Here is a 20222-nt window from a genome sequence, read left to right on the forward strand (position 1 = left end):
TATAAACTTCTACATATCATCTTCAAATGGATCTTATACGAAAATACAAACCTCATCTTCTCTTAATATGCAAATCTGCAATATTTTAGCTGCCCAACATATTTCCGAACAAACACACTATTTATGAGTAACTTTATTCGTTTATTTTCCTACATATCATGATAGTCATTTATCCATTATCATTTCTAATTCTATCTAAATATACAGTAAAAATACTGATGTCTATGTTATGCCAAAGTAATGCCAATATGATGTCTATGTCATGTATACATGATGAAAAGCGGCATCGTTTCGGCATAAGTAAAAATTGAGGTTGATGTACATAAACACTAGCTTTATTCTACTTACATAGAGAAAAAGAAAAACGAAGCTCTCCTGTTAAGGGTATCTTGATTCAGCTATGAATCAGATTCCGTTGACAGGCAGATTTTTATAAAACTACGTAGGCGGGGCGGCGGCCATTCCCATTCCTCGCATATCGTCCTCGCTCAACATCGGCCCATCATTCGCCTTCCACACAGTCCAACACATCTACATATCCACCTATATCACAACACCAAGCCATGTCTTGCCACGCCCATATGTCTCCGCATAGCCCCGCAATGTCCTGGCCCTGGAATCCCACCAAACCAAAAAGAAAACACCTCGACCTAGAATCCCCTATTGCTTGTTTGTATGGTTCTCGTATATAATTGCGGTACACAATTTTTAAGACAAAGGAGTATATAAACATGACTTGGGAACTTTCTGTTGATGTTTTCCTTGCTGATCTGTTAAAACATGGCCGTAAATCTTCCACCGTTAAACAATACCGCTACGATCTCTCATTTTTTACATCATGGATTCAGAAACATGTCAAATTGCCTCCAGAATCGTTTTTTAATTCTTTTGATACAAATGTATTGGACGGATACTTAAAAACGCTTAAAAAGGAACGTGGAGCGTCAATTTCTAATATCAAGCGTGTACGAGGCATTCTGATTAACTTTTTACAATTTCATGGTGCGGCCCAGGATTTAAAAAGTGATGTCTCCCCTCCTGGACTGACTTCTAAACACTTTGCATCGGACAAAGAAATTAAAAAGCTGTTCCGCGTCATGCGTAGTTATAACGGATTAACTGACTACCAGGCGTCAGGAAGAACGTTTATTCTAGAACGTAACCTTTTATTGACTCATTTCATGTTAGATTATGGACTATCCATCCAGGACATACTCACGATTTCTATGCATGATGTACACTTTGGGACAAATACCATTACCCCAGGAGGTTTACACGCCCACAAACGATCTATTACCCTTTCAAAAGAGCATATAAATCTTGTCTTATCTTATTACAACAAGATTCCTAACCTTGTAAGACCGCGCCAACAAACGGACGATCCCTTTTTTGTGGCATTTGATTTCGGCCCGCAAACATTCCGATGGGACTATGAAAAAGATCAACCCGCCGCTTTAACTAGAATCGCTGTACAACGCATGTTACAGAAAGAAGCGAAACGCGCTGAAATCCATATAACGCCTACTATGTTACGGAACCGTTTTATATTAAATGCGCTACAGAATGGCATGAAACCCATTGAGATTAAAGCGTTTTTAGGATTAAAAAGCGTTGAGGCCCTGCATAGATACGTTCAATTCTGGAATAAACAGCAATAAAAAGAGTTTATATAAGCATGAAAAAAGCCCTGTTGTAAGCAAAACTAGGGCTTTTTTCATGCTATTTTTTAACCCTCGAAAAAACTTCTAAAAAATCCTAAATAAGTAAAAAAAATCTTGTTTCGTGCGCTAGCGCATGATAAAATATAATTAAGAAATGCGCTAGCGCATTCAAATATTAAAAAGGAGCTGTTGACCATGAAGTTTTTTCAAAGTGTCACTTCCATCGAAGAACTAAAAAAGCAATATAAGAAACTAGCAAAAAAACATCACCCAGACTTAGGCGGAAAACATGAAGACTTTATCGCATTAAAGAAAGAGTATGACAGACTTTTTGAACAGCTACATAGTAACTCTGGAAAGCAAAACAATGGAGCATACCAAAACATCATAGACAAACTTATAAAATACGATATTGAAATTGAGATCATTGGGACCTGGATTTGGATCACAGGCAACACCTACTCATTGAAAACTGAATTAAAACAACTTGGATTTAAATGGGCATCTAAGAAAAAAGCTTGGTATTGGTATGAAGGAGAGTACAAGAAGTTTCATAACAAAGACTTCTCACTCGATGAAATCAGATCAATGCACGAGGTAAAGCGAATTAAGAAAAACAAGCCGAAACTTGAAGCATAAGAGGGGTTTTCCCCTCTTATCTTTCTAAAAAAAGGAGATGCCCACATGTATATAAATTCAAATTGTGAAAAATTCAAGCACATCTATGATATGAAAAGATTAAAGAGTTATAGTGATATGGTGGATCGGGACATAGAAAGATTAGAAGAAATTATAAAACAGCTTAAAAATTATCAAATGGATATCTACGATCACGCTCAAACTGTTGTAAATACTGAATTTAAAAGCGTTGTGACACTTGTTAGAAGAAGAGATTATTCTACAAATCATGTGAAATACCATGTACAACTAGAAATGCGACCAAACGTCAGTACAGATTATATAGAAAATGAACGGGTGTACGGTTTTTACAAACATGAAAAAATGTTTACAGGTAGAGAGCGTCACCTGGCTTTAAAATATGCGGATCAGCTTGCAAAGCAATATCATTGCGAAATTGAAAGGAAGGGATTTTATGCAAAGAAAATTTAGGCTTCCAGACGATATCTGGGAGCAATTTCTAAAAAAAACAAGTGCCCCTGGCGAAACATTACGTTTATTAGTGATTAATTACAATAATGATGATAGCGACCCATTAGAAGAAGTCATGGGCGTTGAAGAAGCCGCCGAAAAGTGGGATATGCCACCAGGAACAATTAAAAATTTATGTGCCGCGGGAGAAGTAAAAGCAAAAAAAATAGGTAACAGGTGGATTATTTCAAAAAGACAGTCGGCCCCACGATCTAAAAACAATTAAATTATGTAAAAATCAATAAAAGTCAATACAAATGAATACAAGTAAATACGAATCAATACGAAAAACACTTGTATTTTAATGATTTTTATAGATTTTCACTAATAATTTTGTGTTGACTTGTATTAAATTGTATTAATTCGTGTGTAATTGTATTGACTTTTTAAAAGAGTTTAGCATATAATGGAATTAAGTTAATCGATAAAAAATAATCTTTAGGAGGTTTTTATATATGGCAATTCTTAAAGCTGGTGCGGATGCGGGAAACAGTGGTTTAAAGTTAAATGTATTAGGTCTTGATCCTTTATTCATACCAAGTATTTATTCACATCACATTGGAGAAGCAACAAACATTTTGAGTGATGAGGATATTTCTGTTGAAGATTTAGAAAACAACATTGATGTTACAATTTCATCACCTACCTTAAAAACAAACAATATGCGTTACATTATTGGTCAAAAAGTGATTGATGAAAACATTAAAGGTATTGAAATGGAAAAGAAATCGGATAAATCGAAAGATGATCTTGTGCTGCTTGTTACATTAGCTGGTTTAGCAATTACAGCTATGAAAAAACAACCAAATAAAGATAAAATTGATGTTACTTATGATCTTTCTGTTGCATTACCTGTCGCAACAATTACGCCTCAAACAGCACAAGAATTTGTAGAACGTTATATGAATCATCATACGGTAAAATTCCATCACCCAAGCGGACGTGAAGTAGTAGTTAACATCCAAATTGAATTTTGCAAGTGTTTACCAGAAGGTGCGGCGGGTTCATGGGGAATCGTTTATGATGAAAAAGGTAAAACCATCAAAAGAAAAGTAGAAGCTACAGAAGGCAAAACTACAGAAATAGACTTTGTTGACAAAACAATATTATCTTTCGATATTGGCGCTGGTACGACAGAAGAAGTTGTTTCTCATGGTGTTAGTTTTAAACATAAAATGAGTCGTGGTTTACCATATGGAGTGAAAGAAACTTTACTTGATATTATCAAGGTTTGGAACTTAAATAATAAACAAAAGACAATAGACAGTATTGCTGAATTTAATGCAATTTATCTTGATTCAGAACATCCTCGTCATATTCGTTTAAAAGAGGCATCACGTGGCGCATTATTAGGTTTAGCAAATCGAATTGCAACTGATATTATTAATAAAATTGATGATATGAAAGATGATCCGTATGTATTCATTTATGGTGGCGGTGCCGCAATCGTAAAAGAAAGCCTACAGCAAATTTTAGAGCAAAAAGGACGTTTAACAAATGTTATTTTCTTAAAAGACCCACTTTTCGTAAATGCACGCGGATTACTTGTGTACACATGCTCTCCAAGATTTGAAGAATTAAAAGAAAAAGCGCTTGCTCCTGTCGGTGAAAAATAATGGCTCGTAAAATATACAAAGCTGGTGATAGAGCAAATGTCTATATTAAGAAAGATATTTCACCAGACATGATCGATTTTATTAACAAACAAAGTGATCTTACAATGTTCTTTTTGTATGCGGCACAACAACTTCATAAACAAATTGGTAATGTAGATGTAGCGGAAATTTTACCACGTAAATATACATTTGCACTGGATAACGAAACACAAACTTTACCAATTAGACACGATGAAGGCTCAAAAACTGTTCATACACCTGTTTCGGATCAAACTCATATCGAAACAAGTCAAGAGATAACGAATCCTGGGGAATCCAATGATGAAGAAGAAAATACCTCATGGAATAAACTGAATGATCTAGAAGATGATCCATATGCATAATGCAATCAAAAAGAGTTGTTCTTTTATAAGAGCGACTCTTTTTTTATTAAATACACAAGGATTCTATTAAAAAGTGTATAATATTATCCAAAAAGGAGGTGTATGTGACGTGTCACATGACGCCGTAACAGATATACAAAATGTTTACTGGACCCGCGAAGTTGCTGAATTATTAGGAGTTAAAGATGGAACTATACGTAAGTATGCCCGTTTATTAGAAGACCGCGGCTATAACTTCCACCGTAACGACCATGACCAACGCGGTTTTTTTGACAAGGACGTTATAATTCTAAGAAAAATACAAGAATTAAGTAAAAATAAGTCTATGACGCTAGATGATGCCGCAAATGCTATTATATCAATGAATCCTCCTAATAATTTAGCGCCCATTACGCCCCCCGTCACAGACGAAAATGAACATCATATAACGCGTTATGAAAATGTAATGAGCGTCTTACAGGGTTTAACACAAGAAAATAGTGAGTTAAAGCAAATTTTAGGTATCATTTCAGATGAAATGATTGAGCAAAAAAAACTATTACAGGAACAATCCAAACAAATTGAACAATTACATGTAGAGCTAAAAGAAAGTAAACAAGTTCTTAGTGCTCCAAAAGAAAAACAAGGATTCTGGTCTAAGCTCTTTTCAAAAAATGAAGACGTATGATAATTTCATCATGCGTCTTCATTTTTGTTTCATCGAAACAAATTATTTTTCTTCAAAACTAAATTCTAATTTGCTGTTTGCAAATTAAATCTTTTTTTATATTTTCTTGCATGTAAATGTCAAAATGTTTTCGGAAGCCGCCTTGCAAAGATTTGTTGTATGATGCGTAAGTCAAATCTTTGCATTATATGTATACCAGATTACTAGTTAAAAATTAACAGAATCGTTCGTTGGATTGTTTCATAAAAATTCTACTTTCTCCCCATATTTAAAAAAATATTAAACTCTATAGAATAGATTCTAAAAAATCTGTCCAAACTTGTAACCAAATTATACAAGTTTAGGAGAGATGAAAAGTGTTTTTCAAAGATAATAAAACCATATTAAAAAAATGGCTGGATCGTCATGGAATAGAACAACAAAAAATCGCACGTACTGCGGGTATTTCTTTACCAACAATGACAAAGGCTTGTCGTGACAAAACGTATATTCCAACACCCCTTGTAATGAAAAAACTCTTGAAAGTTATTAGAAAAATAGACCCCTACGCACAACCACATGATTTTTGGAAAATGTAAATAGGCACAAGAACCATTGCTCTTGTGCCTACACTTTATCCGTACTGTTTTTGTAAATCGATCCAGGATCGGCCATACATGCGAGAATGCCTTTTTGTTAGAAAGCTATTATCATATTTTGGTTTAACCGGTGGCGCCATTTTACAAATGAACGATGGTTGCATTTCTCCCCCAGCTCTTACACTGATAATCGCGTGATGTGCTGGTATTTTATATGCTTGTTCTAGTGAAATTGTATCCTCAAATCGATACTTAGATAATTCAAATGTCTTTGTATGATCGTTCATAAATAGGAATTGCTGTACGCCGCCACCTTGTAAATTCTCTTGTAATGACGGTTTCAATTTGTTCCAATGGTGAAATGCATAGATGCTTCCTAGTCGCTCTTTTCTGCCCTCTGTACCCACTCTACCCATCAATTTAGTTAATCCTTCACTTTCATATTGTTCGGGTTCATTAAAAATGATAAACGCCCCATTTTCTTGCTCTTTTTTAGTCATTAATAACCTGGTCATGAAGGTTTTTAGTGTGATCCAGTGAACCAGGGTTTTTACTGCATGTTCCCCCAATCCCCTAGCATTTGGAACCCTTAAAATAATAACTTTTCCTTCTTGCATCCATTTACCAAAATCAAGTTCTTTCAATGGGTCTTGTGCAAAGATATCATACAATCTTTCATTCCCAAAAAAGCGGTTTAATCTGGTTATGATGGGATCACACTTATTCCCTAATTGTTCATTATCTCCCCACTGTATCAGCTCATTTGCAAGACGCAAATTCCCTTCATTCACTAATTCTTGAATGCGATTTACCCGAAAGTCCTCATCTTCTATAATACGTTTAATATTAAATAGGCTTCCTTTACTTGCTTTGGCCGCATCCGTTAAATATTTTTCACTTCGGCTTAATCCTTCAATTTGCATGAAATCAATCATTTCATCCGCAAATCTTGAAGCACCGTTCCGCCCTAGCTTTGTAATTACTTCTGTTAAATCTAAAGGTGGGATATAATCACTGTCGTTTAAATCCAGATCAATAATGTTTTCTGGTGGTAATGCATCACGAATCCCGTCTGCCATACCCCGCCCACCTTCTTCTACAATTGCATCTGGTATGATAAAACTAATCTTATGTTTTGTATTTCCCTCAATAACAAAATTCTTAATTGCTGTATCTTTACCAGCCCCCTGTCCTCCTATAAAGACGTAACCTCTATAAAAATTATCTGGATTATCTATTGGCATATAGATTGATATTTTTTGGTCTTTCAATTCCGAATGTCCTAAAAATATTCCCTTCTCATCCCGCATAATCGCTGGTATCTCAATTTCAACTTTCTTTTTTACACTCAATGCATCCGCATATTTTCGTTGCAACTCTTTTACAGGCATTTGCAAAGCTAATTTGCTCATTTCATCGGTACTCATCAAATTTACATTCGGATCAAACTTTGTCTTGCTTGATAGTTCGAATGTATTTAATTCCTGTAATATTTCTGTTTGGCGTTTTCTCATTCTTATTTTTACGCCATGTAGTTCATTCGTTTCTGATAAATCCATCATAGAAAGCGCTAAGGTTTCCCCCATTGTCTCCCTGGTTAACCGATCATGGGAATGTGAGGCCACCCGTATACGCGTTTTAAAAACAGGCTGATTTCCTTTGTCATAACTCACACGATTTGTTCCAACTTCATCAGCGGTTGTATGTGCCTTTTTAATGATGTGCTCTTTGCTAAATTTTTTATCTGATTTAAAAAAAGCGTTCGAGAACGCCTGGAATGTATCAGTTAATAAATCATTTATTTCATTAATAACAGCCGCAACACCAATTTTAGCCCCTGTTACAAGTCGTTTGCCGCTCATATTAACCCGTTGGGGTGGTTTCCCCTTCTTTAACTTTTCAATGGCCCAGAAAGCGTTTTTCACCCATTTCTGACGGTTTTCCGCTTCATTACAAATACTCAATCGGCAAATATCTCCATCATAACTTAGTTCATCAATAACACTTAAAATATTACCAATAGGCGTTTTTGTATCGTTGCTATTTGTATTTAAGGAAAAGATGTCATGTTTCAAATATCGCATTTCTTGTACGATTGTATTTTCATTAGAAATTTGCAAATCTGATATTTCCGCTTCCTTAATTGTCACACTCATTTTGTTCTCTAGTTTTCTTTTAAGCTTTAATGCTTGATATTCGCTAGTTGCTACATAAAATTCAATTTTCTTCTGGCCCTTTTCCTGTTTGAAAACAACATCAAACCAGAAATAGTCCTTTTCACGATAATGAAATGTAATCCCTTTTCTTTCTATACGACTTCCCATACTTTCGTACATTTCATACATCTTATGGATCGCCCGCCATAAACGCTTTGTATTATTAGATACATCCGCATGAGGAATAATCCGATATACAACCATTTTGTTTTTTTCTACTTGTAAATATTGTTTTAAAGAATATATCTCTTTTCTTTTAAACCAGGATTTTTTTATTTTCTTAGGTTCATATAATACTGGCAAATATTCATTTTGTGCCAAAACAGGAAGGTTTGTATTTTCTTTATCGCATATAATAAAGCCTTCTCCCTGTATCATTTTTAGGCCCCTCCTAATATACATATTGCTAAGATAAGTCCACCTGCAAAATAGGCAAGCGGCTTCATCATTCCGCCTTTGTTTGTCATTGAACCTATCATGATAAATCCAGCTGTCACCAATGCACCATATCCCATAATATCGGGCAAATTTAGAATAAACCAATGACCTAATTCGCTTACTATATCAACCATAAATTCACCAACTGGCTTGAAAATCCATTCCATTTCCTTCCCTACAATAGCATCACTAAAATTATTTAATTGATCTAAAAAAGAACCCTCTTTTGCCTTTTCTCCAATATACCCAGCTGTATTAGCCGCAATCATTTTTCCACCTTCTAAAATGAATTTCACAAGGACCCCTCCTTTTAAATTCCCTTTAAAAAGTCTCTTATGTCAACCGCATGTCTAGCCAAGATATACCCACAACATGCACCAATTAAAATTTCTATTGCCTTTGTACGGTGCCCCAATGCCCAGGCCGCGCCCGAAAAGATAATAACTAAAACTACGCCCGCATCAAATCCGTTCATAATGGCACTATGAACATTGCCAAACGTCCCGTTAACTCCCGCGGCAAATGTTACCTTTGGAAGTATTAATATTAATGAACTTCCTGTAGCGGTAAAAACCTTTTTAAGTACGTTCTTACTATTTGTTTCTTTATGTGCTTTCTTTTTATAACTTTGGTCCATAAAAGAGCGAAAAGAAATCGTTTCTGTCTTAGTCATGATGCAACACCCCTCGTATAATTTTAAAAGAACTACACATACTACTTATAAATGAAAAGTAGGAGGTCTAACGATATGCATGTTGCAATTGCTGTCGCTGTAGGCGCGATTATTGGATCACTTGTTAATGTTTTTGTTGGGTAAAAATACAGGCAGTGAGCTTTTTGAAGGCTCCTGTCTTTTTGTTTGCGCCTTAATTTGTTCAATACGTGCCGCGGCACTTAATTTCTTCTTTCCTGTTACACTCTGTTCGTCTTGTCGAATTGGTGGAGGTACTTGTTTTCTATCCTCTTCGCATGGTACTTTTTTATGTTTATCGGGTATATCGTTCCAGATCAATTTCTTTACATAACCCGAAAAATTTTTACGCTTTACATGCTGTAACATGATCCGATCCTTTTCATTCTTCTTATTAAATGCTACTGGTTTACTAAACTTTGATCTTTCCATTCTGTTCACCCTCCCCGATGTGACCGATAATATCGGTATTACTAAAACGTATTCCTTTCTGTTTGTACGTTATTCACCTTTTTATACAAAAAAATTCTCTACTTTTTTATTTAATCGATATGAGCGGTAATATCATTTTTCCCATAAAAAAATGACCCTTTTGGGCCACATTTTTAATCATTAGCTATCAGCGTGCTTTACGCTATTAGCTATATGCTGACAGTATGAAACTTGTGCAAGTACAACAAGAAAAAGAAGCGTCTTCTCAAAATTTCCGAAATATAAGAATTTTAAAATCGTATCAAAGTATAAAATGTTATAATTATACTGTTCCTTTTGCATCCATGAGAAGGATTTTAAAACCGTAAGACACTTAGAGAGGGGAAACAACTATGTCACTTTTACAGCAACATTTTGAAGAAAGAAGAGAATACATTTTCAATCGTCTTAAACAACCAGAATACTTAGAAAGAAGCATAGAAAAAGTTCGACAAGCTCAAAAAGAGATCAAAAATACAGTGCGAACGATTAAAGATTTGTTACTCTTAGACAAAACAACTGATCCTTGTTTACCAGAGGTTGCTCAATTTTCTCTTCAACACATTATTAATTCCGAGTCGTTTGAGAATATCAAAAACCTTGTTCCATCCTCTATAAAAAAGTTAAGTGAAGAAGAACGCGCAAAAGTATTAGATGAAACATTAAGCATAGCAAACCAAGTCATGAATTTAGAGCGTACTATTTTTATCATGATGTTTAATGCAAAAGAAAAAATCCTCATGGATTCTTATAAAAAGAAGCGTAGATCACAAACAGAACTTCATTATGATGTTGCTGACAAAGAAGGATTTGACAAAGCTTTTTATGAAGAGCGTATTGATTCATTACGAAATGACATTCGTGTAATATCTTTCAAAAAGCTATGTGAGAATGAACCCGCACCAGAGGACTTAGAACTATTCAAACAACGTTATGAAACAATTGTTTTACCAAAGATTCAAGAGATTGTTTCCTTAATTGAACCAAGTTTAGTAGATATAGACGTATTTTTAAATCCTGTTATCCAATATGGTGTAGGAGAAATCACCTTAGATGAAATGATTCAAAAACTACACAAAAACCTTTCTTTATTTCATGAATTATCAAAAGTTGAATATTGTCCAACAGTTGAACTAACAGTAAAAGAATATGTATTCTTAGAAGCTATGAACAGTTCCAAAAAAGGAGAGGAGTTGCAACCATCTAAATGATGCATACACAAGAAAAATTTTATGAGAAGTTAGTAGAAGAGAAGAAAGAAGTAATGATTTTTCTAATAAATGGTGTCAGAGTACCTGGGAAAATTATCGCTGTTGATAAATTTTCGGTACTAGTTTTAAGCAATGGAAAGCAACAGTTGCTTTATAAGCAAGCAATTTCGACTGTTTCTTTATAAAAATAAAATCTTACAATTATAACATTTTTATCCTTTCGTTAATGTATCTCACTTCAAAAATTCTCATACATAATGTACTCTTAGATATAAGAGTTAGGTTTTTTCCTTTAGGGCAAGGCTGATTTCAGCCTTGTTTTTTGTTTGCAATTTTTTTGGTACAATTTTTTCGAGATTCTATGTATAAAGGAGCTTAAAAGAAAAAGTGGAAATGAGATTACTACATGACATAATAGAAGATCAAAAAAAAGAATTGAGCTATCTTGTAAAAACATATGGTTTTAGACATCAAAAAGTAATTAGTGTTAGTCAAAAATTGGACCTCTTAGTCTATAAAGCAATGGAAAGATATAAATTAGATTACAAAATTACAACAAAAAAAGAATCCTTATCATAAGGATTCACAACAGGAAGATAAGAGACAGATATAGAAATAAAAAGAATTAATTATATTATAATTCAAAAATATGAAAAACCATATTGAGAAAAAATGTTAGATTGAATTTCCCGATTAATTGTTTTGAAATAAAAGTGAGTTGTAGCAATAAGCTGTTATTAAACCCCTTACACTAAAAAGGTTGGCAAATATTCAACCTTTTTATGTAGATAGGCTCTCTTGCTTTTCTCGCATGAGGGCCTATCTAAATTCGGGAACTACCTTTCCTTATTATAAAGAAATAATCCATATAAAACCAATAGGTTTTTTAATATTAAAACGCTACATTTTCTATATTTTATGTTAAAATTATTGAGTGAGGGTACAATTTTACAAGAGAAAAAGGCAAACAATATAAATACTTTCTGAAAGTGTTCAATTCAAGTTCAACAAAAATCATTTGTTATTCTATAACAAATGCTTTTTGACAAATTACATTCTTTTTTATAACATAAAAAAGGAATTGAGTGATCCAGACTCAATTCCCTGGTGAAGTCATTTGCCAACGAATACCTGGTGAGAGAATCCTTCTTTTATAGTTGGATTCTTTTACTTTGTTCAGAGCATAAAACGCAATATTGTATATGCCATTTTTCTAGTTGAATATCCTCGTTTGATTGCTAATTGTTGTAAGAGCTTATGTTGAAATGGTGTTAATTCAAATTCGATAAAATGCTGAAATGCATGAGACTGCTGAACAGGTACATCCTCCATATAAATATAGTCTAACCCTTCTGTTACTAACTCTAAAGCGATTTGATCTAAGCTTTCATTATAAAGTGCTAATTCTTCCAATCTTTCATATAAATGTGGTTCTAAAGAAATCAATAATTTTTTATTTTCTTTTCGAAACTTCTGCTTTTGACCTTTCCAATACTGTTGCTCTTGCATAACTGCATGTAACATTTTAATTCCCCCTATTTATAATTTAAATTTGTATTTCTCCCTTAAAATCAAATTCCTACTTATTGTTTCTTACAGTATCAACAGCGGCTAAACAGGCGGCTATCCCTAGACGTTTTTCACTATATATTTTCTTGTTCACTGTTAGGTACCAGCATCCATTTTCTTTTATGCTCAATAGATCGTCATATTGCCACCCTAATTTTTCTAGAATAAAAGTGGATTCCTCAACAGGATTGAAATATTCAATCGGCATTCTAATAAATGGTGTACGATTCTTCCCCCAATATGTACCGCATGTTTCTAGCCTCAAAAACTCTTTTGCAATGACATAATCTAGCCTTTCTGTTGCAACAGATAAATCATGATACGGTATCCACCAATTAGAATCACTCATGGCCACAAACTCTTTCGCAATACTATTGTATAGGATTTGATAAATACTAATACCTTCAAAATTATCTTGTGTAACAACAAAATCAGACTGTCTTAATTTGTGCCCATTTTTATCTGTTGTACCTATTTCAAATTCTTCACTTTTCAACAATTGAACTGTTTTCATCACATTAAATTCCCCCTTTATTTCTTAAATGAACATGCTAAAATATTTTTGAAGGCATCTTATTCCTTGTGCCCTTCACCAATACGATCACTCATCACACTTCCCCTTTCTGTTGCTTTATAGCCATGGAAAGGGATTGTTTTGTAAAGCGGCTTTTACTCTCCTGCATAGCATTTTGAAGCAATTTCAACTTTGTTTCTTTGCAAAGAACTCTCCATACAGATACACCGATTTTCATTTTCTTATCTCCCTTTTATAATTCTTCTCCACACTCATGACAAACCGTTATAGATTCATCTGTTCCCTTGATTTCGATTGTTTGATTATCTCCATGCGCACAAGAATTTTCTTTGTTTTCTATCTGTTTTTTCATGTAAATTACAACTTCTTCAATGCAGTAATAACATATTCTTCCTAACGCAAATCCTTCCGCGGCAATCTCCTCGCATGCTCTACATTTGTAATCTTCCATGTGATTGCTCCTTTCTTTTCAAAAGGACTAATTCATTAAGCTGACAGCAATCAACGCACTAATTAAGATCAAACCAACAAATAGCATGGTATTCTTTATTGATTGAATCAATGTTGTATCTCCTTTCTAGAGGAATTGTTTTAAAAACAACCTTTCTTCCATATGGCTTCCCTCTAAAATCCATATAGGATACCCGAAATTAAGTAAGTGAAAAGCATCATAAAAATGGAGGTTGCAAAGAAACCATAAAACCAAATCTGATTGGAAACATTTTCTTCAATACCAAAATAACAATTTAACTTTTTGTAATTTTCTGAAATGAAAAGGTAAAATTTTTTGAGGAATTTAAATTTAAGGTGAGGTTGTGTTAAAATAGGCTCACCAGACGTAATTTTAATAAGGATTTGCTTCATAGCCATTCTTCCTTTCTTAAATTATGATTCTGTATTAGAGAAAGATGTTTTTTGAGCTGGCAGGCTAGGGAACATCTTTCTTTTAAAATATTAGTTTTTTCGTTCTCCAAACCAATTTATCATTGCTTCAGAAGTAATAATCCATTCTTTTCTCTTTCCATTTGGCTTAATAAAGCATTTGATTAATCCCTGTTGAATCATAACTTCTCTTTCTTGATCCGCTTTTTTAGAAATTCCCTCTTGTAACTTGTTCCTTAAAGTTGAATCTGGTATCTTCCAATAGAATGCGGCTTCACTGGGTGTCATGTAGTTATCAATTGCTTTCATAAATATTTTCCCTCCACAATACTTTTGCTATAATATTTGTAGAAGAATTGAAGGGAATTCCTAGGTTCCCCACGATAAATCCTAATATCATTCCGAAGCCATTTATCACATTGATAATGGCTTATTTTATTATTTATCCTCCTTCTTGCAATCATAAAGTATTCCAATTTCTTTTTACTCTTTAAGTCTTTGAGTTTTCGAACATGATGCATCTCCAGTTCAGTTGATTCTTTGCCACAGTACTCGCATTTAGTAGCTTTTAGCCTATCAATAAGACTAGTTGTACCTCCAAATTTCAAAGTATTTGGGAAAGAATCCGCATCATGTATGAATATTGGACTTTTCACTCTTCTGAAACCGTCTCTATAGAAGTACATCACCTTTTGACCTTTTTTCGTTTTGTATTTAACACATAATTCCCCATTAATACTATATTCGGAGAATATTTTTGATACAGACTTTTTGTATTTCGCTCCTAATGTTTTCACGAAGCTAAACTTCATAAAATGATGAAATTTGTGTAGATTGGCAACATTATGCGCTAGTTTGTAATAATTGTACAAACCTCGTATCTCAGAGTTAAATGTGTTGATAATTTCTATGTCGTCAAGGTCTTTCAGATATGTTCTATGAGTAGACTTCCATTTGCCATCTGAAGTAATTTTTAGTGCTCCATATTCCTTTAACTTCTGTACCCACTTATCTTGCGGGGCGTAAAGTTTACAGATAAAATTTCGAGTTCGTTTAGTAACACCATTTCCATCAGTACCGAGACTTGTGTTTCTCGTAACCGTTATGTCATAACCCAAGAACCTTGCCTTTTTTGCACTGCTTGTAATAAGCGTCTTTTCTTGTGATAAATCAAGCTTTAGCTTATTTTTGAGAAATATGGTAATATCCTCTTTTAGTGTTAGGCAATCTTTTTTACTTCCGATAATACCTATTAGGAAATCGTCGGCGTACCTCGTGTATCTGAGTCTCTTGAAGTTACTGTCCATAGGGTTTGTACATTGTGTGTTCAGTAGTTGATTTCTCAATTCTTTGTACTGTTTTAAGTCTTCATCTTTATCTTTTTGTGGTAGTTCTGCCCAGACTTCTCTCATTCTTTTTCTCATTCTGTACGTTTTAGTTTCTAGATATCTTGTAGCGTTGGTTTTTTCTCTTTTAATTCCTTTATTGAAACTATTGATGTATTCTTCCATATAAACGTCTAGTTCATTAAGATAAATATTTGATAATAGCGGACTGATAATCCCACCTTGCGGCGTTCCACTATACGTTTTATGAAATTTCCAATCATCAATAAAGCCTGTTCGGAGGAACTTCCATACTAACCTAATAAATTTCGCATCGTCTATGCGCCTTTTCAAAATGTTAATTAGGACATGGTGGTCAATGTTATCGAAGAAGGCTTCAATGCCCCCCTCTATGAACCACCTTACACCTGGGAAAGTTCCTCTTATTTGTTCCAATGCCGTATGACAACTGTGTTCAGGTCGAAAACCATGAGAGGTCTTTAGGAATGTTCCTTCATAAATCGCTTCTAAAATCATGCGTATAACTTCTTGCAGTAACTTATCGTCGAAAGAAGGTATCCCTAGTGGGCGTTTTTTACCATTAGCTTTAGGAATATAAACTCTTCGTGATGGTTTTGGTTGGTACGTTTCATTTTTGAGTGATTCAATTAACGAGTCAATCCTTTTAAGATTGAACCCATCAATTGTTTTCCCGTCCGAACCTTCCGTCATGTTACCTGGCGTTGCATATAGATTTGCATATGCTTTCAGATAAAATTCTGGATTGTATAGGTTTCTATATAGATGGTCAAAGACGTAATTTTCCTCTTTAGATTTGGAAACTAGATTGTTCAATACTACGTCTGGATTTCTCATGAGCCTCTCGCTCCTTCCGGTGTGGTATTAAACAAGACAAGCTATTCCCCTTCGCCATGTAGTAGGCTTTCCCTACCTCAAACTACTACGGGAATTCCGTTACCATGTTGGATTTTCAAGTTCAACAACTATAGCCCATACGAGCGTTCCAATTTAGGTAATCCCCATTTAGACACATATTGACATAGCGTTTTGTAGTGTCGGATGTGACGTTCGCCCTTTAACCCTTATTGGGATTACTCAACCTATGGATTGCATTAATCTCAGCATGTGCAGAACTGAGATTACTTTTAATAAAATCCCCTATGTAGATGGATTTCATCTAAGGCTGTATAACGTTTGTAACTACCTTCCGTTATAATCATGGCTCTGATCGTTCAGACTATCATTCAAGCAGTATAGCTTTCATCCTTATCTACAAAGTTTCATCTTGCCATTCAGTCGTGACGTGGTAGCTCATCAACTTATGGCTTTCCCAACATGCTACACTCCCCGTTCAGTTTCCATTCCGGATAAGTTGGGTGATGACAGGTCTTCGCAATCTAACCTGTTGCTTTGCTATCAGCAAATTCAATATATGCCCTTATGGGCGAACACACATGGCCATAGGGTACTCATCCCGATCATATCCTTTTTTCGTTGGAACATTTGCTAAAGATTGTTTTCTTCTTTCAGCGGCTCCATTCCGATCAATTGTACAAATATCTGTCTTTCCATTTGCAATCGCGTCTTTAATATGTGTCGCTGTTTCTGGTTATTTATTTGATGGAAACTCTATAACTTGTGCAATATCTTGTGATCCACTCGTTTGTTTTGCATGATTTGAATTTTGAATTGCTGAACATCCCGAAAATAATAATCCCATTACTAAAAAACTACTTACAACCCCTTTAAAGTTCATTATGTTCCCCCTTATGAAAATCTTAATTGAATTCACTAAACACATAATCATAAAATACATCTGCAACATTCTCGGTAAGGTGATAAGAAACATACTTCTCCAATGCTTTCATTAGCATAGGCTTTTCATCTTTAAAATTAATCGTGTAATCCATTAAGAAACTCCAATTCCAGGAAGGAATTGCAATCAAACAACTATGTTTCATCTCATGTTCGCAAAAATAAACTGTTCGTGATCCATATGCTTTTAATGCTTCAAACTCAACACACTTCATAATGAATATCAGCTCCTATAATATTATTACGATTGAGCTTTTAAACTATTGGTTATGCTTTTTGGTAACGTATTTACTTATTTTATATGATTTAATGAGTTTCCTTTGCTGTCTATGGGAAGAACCTTAAGGCTTAACTTATATAAGTTCATTTACCGAACTTAGGCTTTATTATTTTATACTGTTAATAGATGCTTTTTGTTTTATATTATATATATAAGGAATAAATAATATTCCTACAGAAAAAGTTGGTAAATAAATCCTTTATCGATTTCCACTTGATTTCCTTTGATTACAAGTGTAATATCGAAAATAAGATTACACTTGTAATCAGGGAAGGAGGTTAATATGATACATTTAGCTAAATTATCTGCGGTTGTATTAAACACAAGTAAAAGAAAAATTTAAGTGAAAGGAGAAACTATATGAGTTATTTACCTAAAATATCAGAAGCTGAATTAGAAGTCATGAAAGTACTTTGGAATACACCATCATCTCTTACAGCAAATGAAATAACTGAAGCACTTGAAGAGAAAAGCGATTGGAGTCCTAAGACTATTCGAACATTAATTAATAGACTTTCCAAAAAAAATGCTATTTCTTCTCACCAAGAAAAAGGAAAAGTCTATACGTATACACCACTAATTTCCCAAGAAAGCTACTTACAAATTGAAACAAAATCTTTTTTAAAACGTTTCTATGGTGCAGCATTAAAACCTTTGCTTGTAAATTTCATAAAAGAAGAAAAACTTTCTACGGAAGATATTCATGAATTAAAACAAATTTTAGAGAACAAAGATGAACCAAGCAAAGAAAAGGATAGATAATAATGAATTCATTATTGCATAATACCTACCTGCCTATGGCTTTTGACTGGGTAATAGAAACATCTATTATGGCAAGTATATTAGTGGGTTTTATTTTATGTATAAAAGTGTTACTAAAAAATAAATTAACACCAAGATGGCAATATGCACTATGGTTAATCCTTATCATACGGCTTATTTTCCCATGGTCCCCTGATAGTTCATTTAGCATATATTCTTCAATGCTTTCAAGAGAACATGAGCATACCCGTTTATCTATACAATCTACAAAAGAAGTAATTGAACCTAAAGAACAATTATTAGAACACAACAAAATAAAAGAAGAAAATATATCTAATGAAAAGAAAAGTGTATCTAATAAAGAAGATGTACACCTTGATGTATCGATGTACGATATATTTTTAGGTATTTGGTTATTGGGGATAATCGGTTTGACTGCAACTATGTTTATTTTAAATAGACATTTAAATCATTACATTACTAAACAACCTAATATAACAGATGAAAAAGTTATTCGTATCTTTGAAAATTGTAAAGAAAAATTGTCGATTAAACGACCTATCCCACTAATACAAGCTGGTAAAATTTCAAGTCCAACACTTTTGGGAGTAAAGACTCCAAGAATTTTACTTTCTAACAAACATATTCAGCAGTTAGATGAAAATCAGCTTCGATATATTTTCTATCATGAATTGGCACACTTTAAACGAAAAGATATAAAAATAAATTGGCTCATGTATAGTTTGGTTATTGTAAATTGGTTTAATCCAATTATATGGTATGCATATTATGCTATGCGCGAGGATCAAGAAATAGCCTGTGATGCATATGCTCTTACTTATATTGGTTCAGAAGAAAAACTTGCATACGGTCATACTATACTAACTTTATTAGAACATTATTCAACTTTCTATCAAGTTCCTAATTTAGCTAATTTAAGCAGAAATAAAAACACTATAAGGAGGAGAATTATTATGATTAAAAATTTTAATAAGAAATCTTATCGATGGTCAGCCCTAGGAATAGCAGCTCTAGTTGGAGTTTCTGGTTTTTCCCTTGTAAATGTAAAGGCAGCGGAACCATCTTATAAACAAGAAAGACCTAAACAAGAAAGACCTAAACAAGAAAGCATAAAACAAGAAAATTCTAAACAAGTGTTAACACCGGTCTTAGAAAATCAAGATGTAAAATTAAATGGACTTTTTACTGATAAAATTAGAAATGCCTTAAAAACTGGTGATGGTGTAATCCCTTTAAATCAAAAAATAACTGATCAAGGAATTACAATACATTTGAGGAATCTAGTTATTGATGGTACTAAAATAATTGGACATTATACGATTGAAAAAGAAAATGGAACATTAATTCCATATGAATTTAATACAAGTGGATTAGAATTATTAGAGGATGGAAAAGAAAATGGTGTGCAAGTTAGGGAACCTGTTTATAAAGATAATACAGATCAGGATGTATCTCAAAAATCTGTAAATCGATTACTTTTCTTTAACAATGATACACGTCAACCAGCATTTCTTTTTGTTGATTCAAATGGGAAAGAAATTAGTATGCCGTCCGCAGGATATGATAGACCAGATGGTTTATTTGCTTTTGTTAATAAAGACGAATCTTCAAATCTTAGATTGCAAATAAACATCGAAAGCATTGGGAACAATAAAGGAAATTGGAAGGGACAATTCTTAATTAATACACAACAAAAATCTGTACAAGCAGAAGAGATTCAAGAGTAAACCCACTTTCATGAAATAGAAGAAAGTAAGTATTGATCTAACAAAAAAGCAATAGAATAAATAAACGATTTCTTAATAATAGAGGAACTGTTTATTTGTATACTCAAGAAGTATTAAATAAATTCACCTGTGGCATAACCTAGAATAGCCTATTTCTTAAATTAAAATTACTTAACGTACGAAATTCGCGTTTTGTTGGCACTA

General features: G+C 33.7%; 24 protein-coding genes and 2 pseudogenes. 13 read left to right on the forward strand and 13 right to left on the reverse strand.

Annotated elements, in window-relative coordinates:
* The first annotated feature begins 731 nt into the window (after positions 1–731).
* From ACQGS6_RS10805 to ACQGS6_RS10840, 8 genes are all read left to right on the forward strand, one after another.
* Complete coding sequence (locus ACQGS6_RS10805; protein ID WP_426965104.1) at positions 732–1658, forward strand: tyrosine-type recombinase/integrase; 927 nt, start codon at positions 732–734, stop codon at positions 1656–1658.
* Between the two features lie 198 nt (positions 1659–1856).
* Positions 1857–2300: a molecular chaperone DnaJ gene (locus ACQGS6_RS10810; RefSeq protein ID WP_426965105.1), complete on the forward strand. Its 444-nt coding sequence runs from the start codon at positions 1857–1859 to the stop codon at positions 2298–2300.
* A gap of 45 nt (positions 2301–2345) precedes the next feature.
* A complete protein-coding gene (locus tag ACQGS6_RS10815) occupies positions 2346–2771 on the forward strand; it encodes a hypothetical protein (RefSeq protein ID WP_426965106.1) in 426 nt (141 codons plus the stop codon).
* A complete protein-coding gene (locus ACQGS6_RS10820; RefSeq protein ID WP_426965107.1) occupies positions 2755–3036 on the forward strand; it encodes a helix-turn-helix domain-containing protein in 282 nt (93 codons plus the stop codon). The genes ACQGS6_RS10815 and ACQGS6_RS10820 overlap by 17 nt, the downstream gene beginning before the upstream one ends.
* A gap of 229 nt (positions 3037–3265) precedes the next feature.
* Positions 3266–4426: a ParM/StbA family protein gene (locus tag ACQGS6_RS10825; protein WP_426965108.1), complete on the forward strand. Its 1161-nt coding sequence runs from the start codon at positions 3266–3268 to the stop codon at positions 4424–4426.
* Positions 4426–4809: a hypothetical protein gene (locus ACQGS6_RS10830; protein ID WP_426965109.1), complete on the forward strand. Its 384-nt coding sequence runs from the start codon at positions 4426–4428 to the stop codon at positions 4807–4809. Before ACQGS6_RS10825 ends, ACQGS6_RS10830 begins: the two co-directional genes overlap by 1 nt.
* A gap of 109 nt (positions 4810–4918) precedes the next feature.
* Positions 4919–5476, forward strand: coding sequence for a MerR family transcriptional regulator (locus tag ACQGS6_RS10835; protein WP_426965110.1), 558 nt, complete (start codon positions 4919–4921; stop codon positions 5474–5476).
* A gap of 356 nt (positions 5477–5832) precedes the next feature.
* On the forward strand, positions 5833–6054 hold the full coding sequence (locus ACQGS6_RS10840; protein ID WP_000465160.1) for a helix-turn-helix domain-containing protein: 222 nt from the start codon (positions 5833–5835) through the stop codon (positions 6052–6054).
* Positions 6055–6089: 35 nt separating this feature from the next.
* Here the strand turns inward: ACQGS6_RS10840 and ACQGS6_RS10845 are convergent, their stop codons facing one another.
* The 4 genes from ACQGS6_RS10845 to ACQGS6_RS10860 form a co-directional block, all read right to left on the reverse strand.
* Positions 6090–8648 (reverse strand): ATP-binding protein, encoded by a 2559-nt coding sequence (locus tag ACQGS6_RS10845; RefSeq protein WP_426965111.1) that lies wholly within the window; start codon positions 8646–8648, stop codon positions 6090–6092.
* Positions 8649–8650: 2 nt separating this feature from the next.
* Positions 8651–9004 carry a hypothetical protein gene (locus ACQGS6_RS10850; protein WP_000668764.1) on the reverse strand — a complete coding sequence of 118 codons (354 nt, stop codon included), beginning with the start codon at positions 9002–9004 and terminating at the stop codon, positions 8651–8653.
* Positions 9005–9018: 14 nt separating this feature from the next.
* Positions 9019–9381, reverse strand: a complete 363-nt coding sequence (locus ACQGS6_RS10855; protein WP_000167718.1) for a hypothetical protein — start codon at positions 9379–9381, stop codon at positions 9019–9021.
* Between the two features lie 117 nt (positions 9382–9498).
* Entirely contained in the window at positions 9499–9831 is a 333-nt protein-coding gene (locus ACQGS6_RS10860) for a hypothetical protein (RefSeq protein ID WP_426965112.1), read from the reverse strand.
* A gap of 392 nt (positions 9832–10223) precedes the next feature.
* Between ACQGS6_RS10860 and ACQGS6_RS10865 the strand changes: the two genes are divergently transcribed.
* The 3 genes from ACQGS6_RS10865 to ACQGS6_RS10875 all read left to right on the forward strand — a co-directional run bounded on the left by ACQGS6_RS10865 (position 10224) and on the right by ACQGS6_RS10875 (position 11660).
* On the forward strand, positions 10224–11081 hold the full coding sequence (locus ACQGS6_RS10865) for a hypothetical protein (protein WP_426965113.1): 858 nt from the start codon (positions 10224–10226) through the stop codon (positions 11079–11081).
* Entirely contained in the window at positions 11081–11266 is a 186-nt protein-coding gene (hfq, locus tag ACQGS6_RS10870) for an RNA chaperone Hfq (RefSeq protein WP_170953410.1), read from the forward strand. The genes ACQGS6_RS10865 and hfq overlap by 1 nt, the downstream gene beginning before the upstream one ends.
* Positions 11267–11468: 202 nt before the next feature.
* Positions 11469–11660 carry an aspartyl-phosphate phosphatase Spo0E family protein gene (locus ACQGS6_RS10875; protein WP_098291276.1) on the forward strand — a complete coding sequence of 64 codons (192 nt, stop codon included), beginning with the start codon at positions 11469–11471 and terminating at the stop codon, positions 11658–11660.
* 597 nt (positions 11661–12257) lie between these two features.
* Here ACQGS6_RS10875 and ACQGS6_RS10880 read toward each other — a convergent pair.
* The 9 genes and pseudogenes from ACQGS6_RS10880 to ACQGS6_RS10920 all read right to left on the reverse strand — a co-directional run bounded on the left by ACQGS6_RS10880 (position 12258) and on the right by ACQGS6_RS10920 (position 17443).
* A complete protein-coding gene (locus tag ACQGS6_RS10880; RefSeq protein WP_426965114.1) occupies positions 12258–12605 on the reverse strand; it encodes a hypothetical protein in 348 nt (115 codons plus the stop codon).
* A 55-nt stretch (positions 12606–12660) separates the two neighbouring features.
* Positions 12661–13164, reverse strand: a complete 504-nt coding sequence (locus tag ACQGS6_RS10885; protein WP_426965126.1) for a hypothetical protein — start codon at positions 13162–13164, stop codon at positions 12661–12663.
* Between the two features lie 94 nt (positions 13165–13258).
* Positions 13259–13402, reverse strand: coding sequence for a hypothetical protein (locus ACQGS6_RS10890; RefSeq protein ID WP_426965115.1), 144 nt, complete (start codon positions 13400–13402; stop codon positions 13259–13261).
* Positions 13403–13417: 15 nt separating this feature from the next.
* Positions 13418–13636, reverse strand: a complete 219-nt coding sequence (locus ACQGS6_RS10895) for a hypothetical protein (protein ID WP_426965116.1) — start codon at positions 13634–13636, stop codon at positions 13418–13420.
* A 173-nt stretch (positions 13637–13809) separates the two neighbouring features.
* Positions 13810–14049, reverse strand: a complete 240-nt coding sequence (locus ACQGS6_RS10900) for a DUF3961 domain-containing protein (RefSeq protein WP_426965117.1) — start codon at positions 14047–14049, stop codon at positions 13810–13812.
* A gap of 90 nt (positions 14050–14139) precedes the next feature.
* Positions 14140–14376, reverse strand: coding sequence for a hypothetical protein (locus tag ACQGS6_RS10905; RefSeq protein WP_000643706.1), 237 nt, complete (start codon positions 14374–14376; stop codon positions 14140–14142).
* A 137-nt stretch (positions 14377–14513) separates the two neighbouring features.
* Positions 14514–16268: pseudogene (locus ACQGS6_RS10910) on the reverse strand (reverse transcriptase domain-containing protein); the annotation flags it as partial.
* Positions 16269–16863: 595 nt separating this feature from the next.
* Positions 16864–17169: pseudogene (locus ACQGS6_RS10915) on the reverse strand (NucA/NucB deoxyribonuclease domain-containing protein); the annotation flags it as partial.
* 22 nt (positions 17170–17191) lie between these two features.
* Entirely contained in the window at positions 17192–17443 is a 252-nt protein-coding gene (locus tag ACQGS6_RS10920) for a YueH family protein (protein WP_426965119.1), read from the reverse strand.
* 425 nt (positions 17444–17868) lie between these two features.
* On the opposite strand from ACQGS6_RS10920, the gene ACQGS6_RS10925 reads away from it, so the two are divergent.
* Together ACQGS6_RS10925 and ACQGS6_RS10930 are read left to right on the forward strand one after the other, a co-directional pair.
* Positions 17869–18270: a BlaI/MecI/CopY family transcriptional regulator gene (locus ACQGS6_RS10925; RefSeq protein WP_426965121.1), complete on the forward strand. Its 402-nt coding sequence runs from the start codon at positions 17869–17871 to the stop codon at positions 18268–18270.
* Positions 18271–18272: 2 nt separating this feature from the next.
* The gene (locus tag ACQGS6_RS10930; protein WP_426965123.1) at positions 18273–20018 is read left to right on the forward strand and encodes a M56 family metallopeptidase; all 1746 of its coding nucleotides are present in this window, start codon (positions 18273–18275) and stop codon (positions 20016–20018) included.
* The last annotated feature ends 204 nt before the right edge of the window (positions 20019–20222 follow it).

Origin of the sequence: Bacillus sp. GMs2/2 (genome assembly GCF_050172095.1) — a bacterium.
In the GTDB taxonomy this organism is placed as follows: domain Bacteria; phylum Bacillota; class Bacilli; order Bacillales; family Bacillaceae_G; genus Bacillus_A; species Bacillus_A cereus.

What these genes read in the sequence shown, in the direction of transcription:
- ACQGS6_RS10805 (WP_426965104.1), top strand. Translation starts at nt 732, where the DNA reads ATGACTTGGGAACTTTCTGTTGATGTTTTCCTTGCTGATCTGTTAAAA.
- ACQGS6_RS10810 (WP_426965105.1), top strand. Translation starts at nt 1,857, where the DNA reads ATGAAGTTTTTTCAAAGTGTCACTTCCATCGAAGAACTAAAAAAGCAA.
- ACQGS6_RS10815 (WP_426965106.1), top strand. Translation starts at nt 2,346, where the DNA reads ATGTATATAAATTCAAATTGTGAAAAATTCAAGCACATCTATGATATG.
- ACQGS6_RS10820 (WP_426965107.1), top strand. Translation starts at nt 2,755, where the DNA reads ATGCAAAGAAAATTTAGGCTTCCAGACGATATCTGGGAGCAATTTCTA.
- ACQGS6_RS10825 (WP_426965108.1), top strand. Translation starts at nt 3,266, where the DNA reads ATGGCAATTCTTAAAGCTGGTGCGGATGCGGGAAACAGTGGTTTAAAG.
- ACQGS6_RS10830 (WP_426965109.1), top strand. Translation starts at nt 4,426, where the DNA reads ATGGCTCGTAAAATATACAAAGCTGGTGATAGAGCAAATGTCTATATT.
- ACQGS6_RS10845 (WP_426965111.1), bottom strand. Translation starts at nt 8,648, where the DNA reads ATGATACAGGGAGAAGGCTTTATTATATGCGATAAAGAAAATACAAAC.
- ACQGS6_RS10855 (WP_000167718.1), bottom strand. Translation starts at nt 9,381, where the DNA reads ATGACTAAGACAGAAACGATTTCTTTTCGCTCTTTTATGGACCAAAGT.
- ACQGS6_RS10860 (WP_426965112.1), bottom strand. Translation starts at nt 9,831, where the DNA reads ATGGAAAGATCAAAGTTTAGTAAACCAGTAGCATTTAATAAGAAGAAT.
- ACQGS6_RS10865 (WP_426965113.1), top strand. Translation starts at nt 10,224, where the DNA reads ATGTCACTTTTACAGCAACATTTTGAAGAAAGAAGAGAATACATTTTC.
- hfq (WP_170953410.1), top strand. Translation starts at nt 11,081, where the DNA reads ATGCATACACAAGAAAAATTTTATGAGAAGTTAGTAGAAGAGAAGAAA.
- ACQGS6_RS10880 (WP_426965114.1), bottom strand. Translation starts at nt 12,605, where the DNA reads ATGTTACATGCAGTTATGCAAGAGCAACAGTATTGGAAAGGTCAAAAG.
- ACQGS6_RS10885 (WP_426965126.1), bottom strand. Translation starts at nt 13,164, where the DNA reads ATGAAAACAGTTCAATTGTTGAAAAGTGAAGAATTTGAAATAGGTACA.
- ACQGS6_RS10890 (WP_426965115.1), bottom strand. Translation starts at nt 13,402, where the DNA reads ATGAAAATCGGTGTATCTGTATGGAGAGTTCTTTGCAAAGAAACAAAG.
- ACQGS6_RS10895 (WP_426965116.1), bottom strand. Translation starts at nt 13,636, where the DNA reads ATGGAAGATTACAAATGTAGAGCATGCGAGGAGATTGCCGCGGAAGGA.
- ACQGS6_RS10900 (WP_426965117.1), bottom strand. Translation starts at nt 14,049, where the DNA reads ATGAAGCAAATCCTTATTAAAATTACGTCTGGTGAGCCTATTTTAACA.
- ACQGS6_RS10905 (WP_000643706.1), bottom strand. Translation starts at nt 14,376, where the DNA reads ATGAAAGCAATTGATAACTACATGACACCCAGTGAAGCCGCATTCTAT.
- ACQGS6_RS10920 (WP_426965119.1), bottom strand. Translation starts at nt 17,443, where the DNA reads ATGAAGTGTGTTGAGTTTGAAGCATTAAAAGCATATGGATCACGAACA.
- ACQGS6_RS10925 (WP_426965121.1), top strand. Translation starts at nt 17,869, where the DNA reads ATGAGTTATTTACCTAAAATATCAGAAGCTGAATTAGAAGTCATGAAA.
- ACQGS6_RS10930 (WP_426965123.1), top strand. Translation starts at nt 18,273, where the DNA reads ATGAATTCATTATTGCATAATACCTACCTGCCTATGGCTTTTGACTGG.